This is a genomic window from Citrobacter sp. BIDMC107 (assembly GCF_001037575.1).
In the GTDB taxonomy this organism is placed as follows: Bacteria; Pseudomonadota; Gammaproteobacteria; order Enterobacterales; family Enterobacteriaceae; genus Citrobacter; species Citrobacter freundii.
Genome location: NZ_KQ089848.1, coordinates 2,935,591 through 2,947,031 on the forward strand (window position 1 = coordinate 2,935,591; position 11,441 = coordinate 2,947,031).

The 11,441-nt window shown below is 49.8% G+C and carries 16 protein-coding genes; 10 read left to right on the forward strand and 6 right to left on the reverse strand.

What is annotated here, in order from left to right:
• Positions 1–15: 15 nt before the first annotated feature.
• The 4 genes from rplQ (at position 16) to arfA (ending at position 1,587) form a co-directional block, all read left to right on the forward strand.
• Complete coding sequence (gene rplQ / locus SK39_RS13700; protein ID WP_001216370.1) at positions 16–399, forward strand: 50S ribosomal protein L17; 384 nt, start codon at positions 16–18, stop codon at positions 397–399.
• Between the two features lie 107 nt (positions 400–506).
• A complete protein-coding gene (locus SK39_RS13705) occupies positions 507–875 on the forward strand; it encodes a DnaJ family domain-containing protein (protein ID WP_003842100.1) in 369 nt (122 codons plus the stop codon).
• Between the two features lie 10 nt (positions 876–885).
• The gene (gene zntR, locus SK39_RS13710) at positions 886–1,311 is read left to right on the forward strand and encodes a Zn(2+)-responsive transcriptional regulator (RefSeq protein WP_003031145.1); all 426 of its coding nucleotides are present in this window, start codon (positions 886–888) and stop codon (positions 1,309–1,311) included.
• A 57-nt stretch (positions 1,312–1,368) separates the two neighbouring features.
• Entirely contained in the window at positions 1,369–1,587 is a 219-nt protein-coding gene (arfA, locus tag SK39_RS13715) for an alternative ribosome-rescue factor ArfA (RefSeq protein ID WP_003828276.1), read from the forward strand.
• Here arfA and mscL read toward each other — a convergent pair.
• The 5 genes from mscL to def all read right to left on the reverse strand — a co-directional run bounded on the left by mscL (position 1,584) and on the right by def (position 6,349).
• A complete protein-coding gene (gene mscL / locus SK39_RS13720) occupies positions 1,584–1,997 on the reverse strand; it encodes a large-conductance mechanosensitive channel protein MscL (RefSeq protein ID WP_003031152.1) in 414 nt (137 codons plus the stop codon). The two genes, arfA and mscL, sit on opposite strands and share 4 nt — an antisense overlap.
• Before the next feature lie 141 nt (positions 1,998–2,138).
• Positions 2,139–3,515: a Trk system potassium transporter TrkA gene (trkA, locus tag SK39_RS13725; RefSeq protein WP_032938696.1), complete on the reverse strand. Its 1,377-nt coding sequence runs from the start codon at positions 3,513–3,515 to the stop codon at positions 2,139–2,141.
• A 21-nt stretch (positions 3,516–3,536) separates the two neighbouring features.
• Complete coding sequence (gene rsmB / locus SK39_RS13730; RefSeq protein WP_032938708.1) at positions 3,537–4,826, reverse strand: 16S rRNA (cytosine(967)-C(5))-methyltransferase RsmB; 1,290 nt, start codon at positions 4,824–4,826, stop codon at positions 3,537–3,539.
• Between the two features lie 51 nt (positions 4,827–4,877).
• Complete coding sequence (gene fmt, locus SK39_RS13735) at positions 4,878–5,825, reverse strand: methionyl-tRNA formyltransferase (RefSeq protein ID WP_003845229.1); 948 nt, start codon at positions 5,823–5,825, stop codon at positions 4,878–4,880.
• Positions 5,826–5,839: 14 nt separating this feature from the next.
• Positions 5,840–6,349 carry a peptide deformylase gene (gene def, locus SK39_RS13740; RefSeq protein WP_003031159.1) on the reverse strand — a complete coding sequence of 170 codons (510 nt, stop codon included), beginning with the start codon at positions 6,347–6,349 and terminating at the stop codon, positions 5,840–5,842.
• A gap of 129 nt (positions 6,350–6,478) precedes the next feature.
• On the opposite strand from def, the gene dprA reads away from it, so the two are divergent.
• Genes dprA through SK39_RS13770 form a run of 6 tightly spaced genes read left to right on the forward strand, consistent with a single transcriptional unit; the run spans position 6,479 to position 10,271 of the window.
• Positions 6,479–7,603 (forward strand): DNA-protecting protein DprA, encoded by a 1,125-nt coding sequence (dprA, locus tag SK39_RS13745; RefSeq protein WP_003842154.1) that lies wholly within the window; start codon positions 6,479–6,481, stop codon positions 7,601–7,603.
• Positions 7,575–8,048: a DUF494 family protein Smg gene (smg, locus tag SK39_RS13750; protein WP_003031162.1), complete on the forward strand. Its 474-nt coding sequence runs from the start codon at positions 7,575–7,577 to the stop codon at positions 8,046–8,048. Before dprA ends, smg begins: the two co-directional genes overlap by 29 nt.
• Positions 8,049–8,074: 26 nt before the next feature.
• Positions 8,075–8,617, forward strand: coding sequence for a DNA topoisomerase family protein (locus tag SK39_RS13755; protein ID WP_003842156.1), 543 nt, complete (start codon positions 8,075–8,077; stop codon positions 8,615–8,617).
• A 4-nt stretch (positions 8,618–8,621) separates the two neighbouring features.
• Positions 8,622–9,194: an L-threonylcarbamoyladenylate synthase type 1 TsaC gene (tsaC, locus tag SK39_RS13760; protein WP_003031166.1), complete on the forward strand. Its 573-nt coding sequence runs from the start codon at positions 8,622–8,624 to the stop codon at positions 9,192–9,194.
• A 1-nt stretch (position 9,195) separates the two neighbouring features.
• Complete coding sequence (aroE, locus tag SK39_RS13765) at positions 9,196–10,017, forward strand: shikimate dehydrogenase (RefSeq protein ID WP_032938694.1); 822 nt, start codon at positions 9,196–9,198, stop codon at positions 10,015–10,017.
• Positions 10,014–10,271: a DUF1488 family protein gene (locus SK39_RS13770; protein WP_003031169.1), complete on the forward strand. Its 258-nt coding sequence runs from the start codon at positions 10,014–10,016 to the stop codon at positions 10,269–10,271. Before aroE ends, SK39_RS13770 begins: the two co-directional genes overlap by 4 nt.
• On the opposite strand, the gene SK39_RS13775 is transcribed toward SK39_RS13770, so the two are convergent.
• Positions 10,247–10,801, reverse strand: coding sequence for a gamma carbonic anhydrase family protein (locus tag SK39_RS13775; protein WP_003031171.1), 555 nt, complete (start codon positions 10,799–10,801; stop codon positions 10,247–10,249). The two genes, SK39_RS13770 and SK39_RS13775, sit on opposite strands and share 25 nt — an antisense overlap.
• Between the last annotated feature and the right edge of the window lie 640 nt (positions 10,802–11,441).

The window sequence follows — 11,441 nt, forward strand, 5'->3', positions numbered from 1 at the left end:
GAGAAGGATAAGGTCATGCGCCATCGTAAGAGTGGTCGTCAACTGAACCGCAACAGCAGCCATCGCCAGGCTATGTTCCGCAATATGGCAGGTTCACTGGTTCGTCATGAAATCATCAAGACGACTCTGCCGAAAGCGAAAGAGCTGCGTCGCGTAGTTGAGCCGCTGATTACTCTTGCCAAGACTGATAGCGTAGCTAATCGTCGTCTGGCATTCGCCCGTACTCGTGATAACGAGATCGTGGCAAAACTGTTTAACGAACTGGGCCCGCGTTTCGCGAGCCGCGCCGGTGGTTACACTCGCATTCTGAAGTGTGGTTTCCGTGCAGGCGACAACGCGCCGATGGCATACATCGAGCTGGTTGATCGTTCAGAGAAAACAGAAGCTGCTGCAGAGTAATCTGTAGTAACGTAAAAAAACCCGCTTCGGCGGGTTTTTTTATATCCGTCATATCCCCACTTATCTACAATATCTGTACTCTTTTTGTTCATCCCCTGGAGTGTTGTATGTGGTTACTGGACCAGTGGGCAGAGCGCCATATCATTGATGCACAATCTAAAGGTGAGTTTGATGATTTACCGGGAACGGGTAAACCGCTGACTCTTGACGATGACTCCCATGTCCCGACTGAACTCCGAGCTGGATACCGTTTATTAAAAAATGCAGGTTGCCTTCCTCCTGAGCTCGAGCAACGCAGAGAAGCAATACAACTGCTTGAAATACTCGCGGGGATTCGCAAAGATGATCCAAGTTATCCGGAGGTGAGCCGAAGACTGTCGCTGCTGGAACTTAAACTTCGGCAGGCTGGACTCAGCACCGAGTTTTTGCGCGGTGACTACGCAGATAAGCTGCTAAAAAAGATCAACGATGAATAGCGGAGAGAGCATGTACCGAATTGGTGAAATAGCGAAACTGGCTGACGTGACGCCAGATACTATTCGCTACTATGAAAAGCAGCAGATGATGGAGCATGAAGTGCGTACTGAAGGCGGATTTCGGCTCTATACAGAAAGCGATCTTCAGCGCCTGAAGTTTATTCGTTATGCCCGCCAGCTTGGTTTCACTCTGGAGTCGATCCGCGAATTGCTTTCGATCCGTGTTGATCCCGAACACCATACCTGTCAGGAATCAAAAGGGATCGTCCAGGAAAGACTGCAAGAAGTCGAAGCACGTATTGCCGAACTTCAGACGATGCAGCGGTCTCTGCAGCGATTGAATGATGCATGCTGCGGCAAGGCACACAGCAGCGTGTACTGCTCTATTCTTGAAGCTCTTGAGCAAGGCGCCAGTGGAACAACATCAGGCTGTTGATTTCTTGAACTGCCGGGTCTACACTCGCGGCGTAAATTACTACAAACTGGAGATATTATGAGTCGTTATCAGCACACCAAAGGGCAGATAAAGGACAACGCCATTGAGGCGCTTCTGCATGACCCACTGTTCAGACAGCGCGTTGAGAAAAATAAGAAAGGGAAAGGAAGTTATCTACGTAAAGGCAAACATGGCAATCGGGGTAACTGGGAGGCCAGTGGCAAGAAAGTAATTAACTTTTTTACCACTGGCCTTCTTGTTTCCGTGAGTGCTTAAGAGCGGTTATTCTGTTCTTTCAGCAGGTCACGAATTTCACTCAGTAATACTTCTTCTTTCGATGGAGCTGGCGGTGCTGCCGGCTCCTCCGCTTTTTTACGGTTCAGTTTGTTGATCAGTTTGATTGCCATAAAGATAGCAAACGCAACAATAATGAAATCGAAGACATTCTGAATAAATACACCGTAATGCATGACCACGGCAGGGATGTCTCCCTGTGCATCACGTAGCGTTAAAGCAAACTGTTTAAAATCAATCCCACCAATTAACAACCCCAGTGGCGGCATGATGATATCGGCAACCAGTGATGAAACAATCTTACCGAATGCCGCACCAATAATGACACCCACTGCCAAATCGACAACATTCCCGCGCATCGCGAATTCGCGAAACTCTTTAATAATGCTCATTTTATTCTCCCTATGCAGCTGACGTTTATAAGTTTAACAAATGTTTAGGCAATTTCCATTTATGTATTGCCGAAAGGAAAATTTATTAGACCATGAATTATAAAGGGAAATAAAAAGGGCGCTGTATTAGCGCCCAAATTATTACAGGAAGAAAGGACTTGGCTGGAATAGTCTCTCGACGTCGGTAATAAACTTTTTATCTGTCAGGAACATAATTACGTGATCGCCCTGCTCAATGCGCAGGTTATCGTTGGCAATCATCACATCATTACCACGCACAACGGCGCCAATAATGGTTCCAGGGGGAAGTTTAATTTCATCAATTGAACGCCCCACAACCCGAGATGTTGTTTCATCCCCGTGTGCGACGGCTTCAATGGCTTCCGCGACGCCACGGCGTAGTGAAGAAACACCGACAATGTCAGCTTTACGTACGTGACTGAGCAGCGCGGAGATGGTCGCCTGTTGCGGTGAAATAGCAATATCGATCACGCTACCTTGCACCAGATCGACGTATGCTCTGCGTTGGATTAACACCATCACTTTCTTGGCACCCATCCGTTTGGCAAGCATCGCCGACATGATATTCGCTTCATCATCGTTGGTCACTGCGATGAACAGATCAACTTGATCGATATGTTCTTCGGACAGTAACTCTTGATCCGAAGCATCACCAAAAAAGACGATCGTATTTTGCAGTTTCTCTGCAAGTTCGGATGCTCGCTGTTGATTACGTTCGATCAGTTTGACGCTGTAATCTTTTTCCAGACGACGTGCAAGACCCGCTCCGATATTACCGCCGCCTACTAACATAATGCGTTTGTACGGTTTTTCCAGACGCTGCAGTTCACTCATTACGGCGCGAATATGCTGTGATGCCGCAATAAAGAAGACTTCATCACCCGCTTCAACGATCGTAGAACCTTGTGGACGGATTGGTCGGTCATGACGGAAAATCGCCGCAACGCGGGTATCGATGTGCGGCATATGTTCACGCATTGTTGACAGCGCATTACCGATAAGCGGCCCGCCGTAATAGGCTTTTACTACTGCCAGACTGACTTTACCTTCGGCAAAATTCACCACTTGTAATGCACCCGGATATTCAATCAGTCGATAAATGCTATCGATAACCAGTTGCTCCGGCGCAATCAGGTGATCGATAGGTACCGCATCGGATTGGAATAGCTTGTCCGCATCACGAACATAATCCGGTGAACGAATACGGGCAATGCGATTAGGCGTATTAAACAGTGAATAAGCTACCTGGCAGGCAACCATATTTGTTTCATCTGAGCTGGTTACGGCAACCAGCATATCGGCATCGTCGGCCCCAGCTTCACGCAGTACGCGAGGATGTGAACCGTGCCCTTGTACGACGCGGAGATCAAACTTGTCCTGCAGGCTGCGCAGGCGCTCACCATTGGTATCGACTACCGTGATATCGTTGTTCTCTCCGACCAGGTTTTCAGCCAGCGTACCGCCAACTTGCCCTGCGCCCAGAATGATAATTTTCATCAGTCGCGACCCGTTATCTCATCACTTTTTGATTAGCTTAGCGTAAAAGAAGCCATCGCCATCTTCCGCACCCGGTAAATTCTGACGTCCGGGGTTTTCCGGCGTACCGGTTTCGCTTAATACCGCATCCGGCGTGCGTGCCAGGAAGGCGGTAATTTGCTGCTGGTTTTCTTCTGGCAGGATAGAGCACGTGGCATAAACCAGCGTGCCGCCAGATTTGAGATGTAACCAGGTTGCATTCAGGATCTCGGCCTGCAACTGCGCCAGTTCGGCAATATCCCGATCGCGACGCAGCCATTTGATGTCTGGATGGCGACGTATCACCCCGGTGGCAGAACACGGAGCATCTAGCAAAATACGGTCAAACTGTTGTTCGCCACACCATTGTTGTGGATATCGACCATCACCCTGTTTTACGGTTGCCTTCATGCCCAGACGTTTCAGATTGTCGTAAACGCGCGATAAGCGTTTTTCATCCACATCGACGGCCATGACGTTAGCTTGCGGAGCAACTTCCAGAATGTGCGTCGTTTTACCGCCCGGCGCGCAGCACAGGTCGAGGATCTGTTCACCGTTCTCCGGCAACAGATAAGTTACACATCCTTGAGCTGAAGCATCCTGGACGGTTACCCAGCCTTCATCAAAGCCTGGGAGGGCGTGTACAGGAGCCGGCGTTTCCAGACGCACTGCATCCGGATAATCCGGATGTGGGAAGCCGGTTAATCCTGCTTCGCTAAGCAGGTCCAGCCAGGCGTCGCGCGTATGGTGGTTACGATTGACACGCAGCCACATCGGTGGTCGCTGATTATTGGCTTCAAGAATAGCTTCCCACTGCTGCGGATAAGCGGCCTTAATACGTTTCACCAGCCAGGAAGGGTGTAAGAAACGTAAATCGCTTTGCGCGAACTCGGCCAGCAGTTCATCCTGACGGCGTTGAAACTGGCGCAACACGCCGTTGATCAGCCCTTTCAGTTGCGGACGCTTAATGACAACCGCGCCTTCTACTGTCTCAGCCAGCGCGGCGTGTGCTGGAATACGAGTATGCAGAAGTTGGTAGAAGCCCACCATGATCAGGTAGTGAACGGTGCGCTGTTTGCCCGTCATTGGACGTTCCATGAGTTGCTGGATCATCCATTCCAGTTGAGAGAGTGTACGCAATACACCGAAGCAAAGTTCCTGCAACAGCGCTTTGTCTTTATCTGCAACTTTTTGCTGCATGGCGGGCAGCACGTTGCTTAATGACTGTCCTTTTTCGACAACCTGTTCGACGGCTTGGGCCGCCATACTGCGTAAATTAAGATGTTTTTTCATAAGCGCAAAAATAAAAATGCCCGGAAACACCGGGCTTAAAGAGATGAACCGTCAGACCAGACGGTTACCGGGTACAAACCATTCCCGGCGTGAATTAAGCAGATCCTGCGCGCTCATGGCTTTTTTACCGGCAGGCTGCAAAGAGACGAGATTCAGGATGCCGTCGCCCGTTGCGACCTGAATACCCTGCTTTGTTGCCTCCAGAATGGTGCCTGGCGCAGCCTGGGTGTTTTCCGCAATAACCGAAGCTTGCCAGACTTTCACTGGTTGACCGTCGATTTCAAGCCAGCTCATTGGCCATGGGTTAAAGGCGCGGATGCAGCGTTCCAATTGAACAGCTGAAAGCGACCAGTCGATACGGGCCTCTTCTTTGCTGAGTTTTTCTGCATGCGTAACCAGTGATTCATCTTGTACCACCGGGTTTATTGTGCCGGCAGCCAGCTGTTTTAGCGTTTCAATCAGCCCCTGCGGCCCCAAATCTGCCAGCTTATCGTATAACGAACCGCTGGTATCTTCTGCCGTAATCGGGCAAGACAGCTTAAGCAGCATATCTCCGGTGTCGAGGCCAACATCCATCTGCATGATGGTTACACCTGTTTCGGTGTCACCTGCCCACAGTGAGCGCTGGATCGGTGCTGCACCACGCCAGCGTGGAAGCAGGGAGCCGTGAACGTTGATACAACCCAGACGCGGCATTTCCAGTACGGCTTTTGGCAGAATCAGGCCATATGCCACCACCACCATCACGTCTGCGCGTAAATCAGCAACCAGCTGCTGGTTTTCCTGAGGGCGAAGAGAGACAGGTTGGAAAACCGGAATCCCTTTTTCTTCCGCCAGCACTTTGACCGGGCTGGGCATCAGCTTTTTACCGCGTCCCGCCGGGCGGTCCGGTTGGGTAAACACGCCAACGACGTTGTGTCCAGAAGACAACAGCGCGTCGAGATGACGCGCTGCAAAGTCAGGTGTACCCGCAAAAATAATACGTAGTGAGTCTGACACGTTGATTCTTGTCCTTAAGCTCGGGCGTTCAGGCGGTCGAGTTTTTCAACTTTCTGACGAATGCGTTGTTGCTTCAACGGAGACAGATAATCGATAAACAGTTTACCGACCAGGTGATCCATTTCATGTTGAATGCAGATAGCCAGTAGGCCATCGGCTTCCAGTTCAAAAGATTTACCGTTGCGATCGAGCGCACGAATTTTTACTTTCTCTGCGCGTGGTACTAACGCACGCTGTTCAGGAATCGACAGACAGCCTTCTTCAATGCCGGTTTCGCCGTCTTTTTCCAGCAGCTCTGGGTTAATGAGAACCAACTGCTCGTCGCGGTTTTCAGAGACATCAATAACGATGATGCGCTGATGAATATCAACCTGTGTTGCTGCCAGACCGATACCTTCTTCGGCATACATCGTTTCGAACATATCATCAACGATGCGCTGAATTTCTGCATTCACTTCTTCGACCGGTTTTGCGACTTTGCGAAGGCGCTCGTCCGGAATATGTAACACTTGCAAAACTGACATAGTTATCCAGAGTTGTGTTCAGGAGTTGAAAAGATTATTACCTCTATTCTAGACAAAACCCCCTCTGATTGACAGCATCAGTGACCAATCGCAAAGATTGCCAGGACTGCTTGTGGCAGGGGGACAAGGATGACCCAAATCGAAATTTGGCTACGTTTAGCGCAAGTGAATGAACTGTATGGTGATGAGATGGTGCGCATTGCCCACTGGCTCAATACTCAACCGTCGATTAGCAACGCGGTACTCCTGCAGGCAGGATTCTCTCCACGGCAGGCAAGGCGCTTTTTAACCTTTTCGGATCTGACGCTGGAAAAAACGTTGCGCTGGCTTGAACAGCCTAACCACCATTTTGTGGTTGCCGACAGCGAGCATTACCCGCCACAGCTCCGTGCGATTGAGGATTATCCTGGGGTGCTTTTTGTCGCAGGAAATCCCGCATGTCTTCGCTCGTTCCAGGTGGCCGTTGTCGGCAGCAGACAGCACTCCTGGTATGGCGAACGCTGGGGGCGATTGTTTTGTGAAAAGCTTGCAGCATGTGGTGTGACGATCACCAGCGGTCTGGCCCGGGGAATTGATGGCGTGGCACACAGTGCTGCGATAAACCGACAAGGCACAAGTATTGCGGTGCTGGGAAATGGACTTGAGACCATTCACCCACGACAGCATATCCGTCTTGCTCAGCGACTGATTGAGGCAGGTGGTGCACTGGTGTCTGAGTTCCCATTAGATACGCTCCCTTTGCCACGCAATTTTCCCCGACGAAATCGCATTATCAGTGGTCTAAGTAAAGGTGTACTGGTCGTCGAAGCTGCACAGCGTAGCGGGTCACTGGTTACTGCTCGCTGTGCACTGGAACAAGGGCGGGAGGTGTTTGCTTTACCAGGGCCGATTGGGAGCCCGGGAAGTGAAGGACCGCATTGGCTAATTCAGCAGGGAGCCATGCTTGTGACGACACCAGAGGAAATTCTTGAAAATTTGCAATATGGGCTGCAATGGTTGCCAGATGAACCTGAAAAATCAATTTATTCGCCAGATCACGAAGAGGTGGCATTGCCATTTCCGGAGCTCCTGGCTAACGTAGGAGATGAGGTAACACCTGTTGACGTCGTCGCTGAACGTGCCGGCCAACCTGTGCCAGAGGTAGTGGCTCAACTGCTCGAACTGGAGTTAGCAGGGTGGATCGCAGCTGTACCCGGCGGCTATGTCCGATTGAGGAGGGCATGCCATGTTCGACGTACTAATGTATTTGTTTGAGACATATATCCATAACGAAGCTGAGCTGCGTGTGGATCAGGACAAACTGGAACGGGATCTTACCGACGCTGGTTTTGATCGTGAAGACATTTACAACGCGTTACTTTGGCTGGAAAAGCTTGCTGACTATCAGGATGGCCTTGCTGAACCTATGCAACTGGCATCTGACCCTCTTTCTATACGTATTTATACTGCGGAAGAGTGCGATCGACTGGATGCAAGCTGTAGAGGATTCCTGCTATTCCTGGAGCAGATTCAGGTGCTAAACCTCGAAACGCGAGAAATGGTCATTGAGCGTGTACTCGCGCTGGATACGGCAGAGTTCGATCTGGAAGACCTGAAGTGGGTAATCCTGATGGTGCTATTCAACATTCCAGGTTGTGAAAATGCCTATCAGCAAATGGAAGAATTACTCTTTGAAGTGAATGAAGGTATGCTGCATTAATCAATCTTCATTCAGTATGAGTTGTTATGGCTAAATCAGCACTGTTCACGGTGCGTAAAAATGAGCCCTGCCCACAATGCGGGGCTGAATTGGTTATTCGTTCCGGGAAACACGGTCCGTTTCTCGGTTGTTCACACTATCCAGAATGCGATTACATCCGTCCACTGAAATCTTCCGCGGACGGACATATTGTCAAAGTTCTGGAGGGTAAGCTTTGTCCTGCATGTGGCGCTGAGCTGGTGCTGAGACAGGGACGATTCGGTATGTTCATTGGATGCAGTGACTATCCTGCGTGCGATCACACCGAGCTCATCGACAAGCCTGATGAAACAGCAATAGTCTGTCCTCAATGCCAGACTGGTCATCTTGTCCAGCGGCGTTCCCGTTATGGCAAAACCTTCTACTCCTGCGATCGCTATCCGGAGTGCCAGTTTGTCATTAACTTCAAACCGTTATCCGGAGAATGTCCTGAGTGTCATTATCCGCTTCTCATCGAAAAGAAAACCGCACAGGGTGTGAAGCATTTCTGTGCCAGTAAACAATGTGGAAAGCCGATTTCGGCGGAATAAAAAAGTGAATAATAACCTGCCCACAGACGCTATCGCTGCGGCGATAGCGGTTCTGAAACAAGAAAAAGTCATCGCCTATCCAACTGAAGCTGTTTTCGGTGTCGGTTGCGATCCCGACAGCGAAACGGCTGTTACCCGTCTGTTAGAGTTAAAACAACGCCCAGTCGATAAAGGTTTAATTTTGATTGCGGCAAGCTTTGACCAGCTAAAACCCTATATCGACGATAGCATGCTCACCGAGGCCCAACGTGAGGCTGTGTTCGCCCGCTGGCCTGGGCCTGTTACTTTCGTTTTCCCGGCGCCCGCGACTACGCCTCGTTGGTTGACCGGTCGTTTTGACTCGTTGGCCGTGCGTGTTACCGATCATCCGCTGGTGGTTGCATTGTGCCAGGCTTATGGCAAACCATTAGTCTCTACCAGTGCTAATCTGAGTGGCTTACCGCCTTGCAGAACTGTTGAGGAAGTCCGTGCGCAGTTTGGTACAGACTTTCCTGTGGTTGAGGGGGAGACCGGAGGCCGTTTGAATCCTTCGGAGATCCGTGATGCTCTGACGGGTGAACAGTTTCGACAGGGGTAATATGAAAGAAGCCTATGCTGTTTTTGGTAATCCGATAGCGCACAGTAAATCGCCCTTTATTCATCAGCAATTTGCAGAGCAGTTGAAGATTGATCATTCTTATGGGCGTGTACTGGCGCCCATCAATGATTTTGTGAATACGCTGAACGCTTTTTTTGCTGAGGGCGGGAAGGGGGCAAATGTCACTGTGCCTTTTAAAGAAGAGGCGTTTGCACGTGCTGATGAACTAACGGAGCGGGCATCGCTTGCTGGAGCGGTCAACACCCTTAAACGGCTGGAGGATGGGCGTTTACTGGGAGACAACACGGATGGTATCGGCTTATTAAGCGATCTTGAGCGTTTATCTTTCATTCATCCCGGATCGCGAGTTCTGCTGATTGGTGCGGGTGGTGCATCCCGTGGAGTTTTATTACCTCTTCTTTCTATGGATTGTGCGGTGACTATTGTTAACCGTACCGCTTCGCGCGCTGAAGAACTGGCACAAATCTTCTCCCACACCGGCAGCGTGCAGGCGGTGGGAATGGACGATCTTGATAATTGCAGTTTTGATTTGATCATCAATGCCACATCCAGCGGAATGAGCGGTGAGATACCAGCTATTCCAGCATCTCTTATCCACCCTTCGGTCTATTGTTATGACATGTTTTATCAGAAAGGGAACACACCGTTTCTTTCCTGGTGTGTTTCGCATGGGGCGAAACATTATGCCGATGGCCTGGGGATGCTGGTGGGGCAGGCTGCGCATGCAGTTTTACTTTGGCATGGCGTTTTGCCACAGGTGGAGCCTGTCATAAAAAGCATGCAACAGGAATTGTCGGCATGAATCAGGCGATCCAGTTTCCCGATCGGGAAGAATGGCGCACGGATGTTAACGCCGTTGTGTTTCCAGCGATGGTTCATGGTATGCAGTTAACATGTGCCATATCTGGAGAGATTATGGCGTCCCGCTTTGGCGGCGACACGCCTGAGCAGTGGTTGGAAATATTTCAACAGCATCGCTGGGATCTGGAAGAAGAAGCTGAAGCATTGATCCAGGCCCAGCAGGAAGATGCTCAAGGTTGGGTGTGGTTACTCTGACTTAAATACTCGTCTTTCCACTTAACATAGTTGTTAGCTGAATATTGTAAGCCTGCTTTCTCTTCATCGCTTAATGGACGGATTTGCTTAACCGGGCTCCCCAGGTACAGATATCCGCTTTCCAGGCGTTTGTTTTGTGGAACCAGGCTACCAGCCCCAATCATAACGTCGTCTTCTACGACTACGCCATCCAGCAGAATCGATCCCATGCCGACTAATACACGGTTGCCAATGATACAGCCGTGTAGCATGACTTTATGACCAACCGTAACGTCCTCACCCACGATCAGTGGGTTACCCTGCGGATTAGACGTGGATTTATGCGTGACATGGAGAACGCTGCCGTCCTGGATGTTTGTACGGGCACCAATTTGTACATAGTTAACGTCGCCACGAATGGCAACCAGTGGCCAGATTCCGACATCATCAGCTAAACGAGCATCACCAATGACGACACTACTGGTGTCGATCATCACGCGATTTCCGATCTGTGGGAAAAGATCCTTATAAGGACGCAGTACATCAGACATGTTTACCTCAACGAAAATAGAGCAGTAATGAAGACTTTGGTTGGATTATTGAGACTGTGCAAGTGGTTTAGCTATCAAAAATCAGTCAAATTGCGCAGGAATGTAGCGAAAGGAGTGAAAAACAAGCATTCAGAAAAAAAGATCCAAAAAATACTTGTGCTAAAAAATGGGATCCCTATAATGCGCCTCCATCGACACGGCGGATGTGAATCACTTCACGCAAACAGCTGGTTCGGTTGAAGAGAAAAACCTGAAAATGAGGGTTGACTCTGAAAGAGGAAAGCGTAATATACGCCACCTCGCGACAGAGCGCTAAAGCGCGTCGCAACTGCTCTTTAACAATTTATCAGACAATCTGTGTGGGCACTCGAAGATACGGATTCTTAACGTCGCAAGACGAAAAATGAATACCAAGTCTCTGAGTGAACATACGTAATTCATTACGAAGTTTAATTCACGAGCATCAAACTTAAATTGAAGAGTTTGATCATGGCTCAGATTGAACGCTGGCGGCAGGCCTAACACATGCAAGTCGAACGGTAGCACAGAGGAGCTTGCTCCTTGGGTGACGAGTGGCGGACGGGTGAGTAATGTCTGGGAAACTGCCCGATGGAGGGGGATAACTACTGGAAACGGTAGC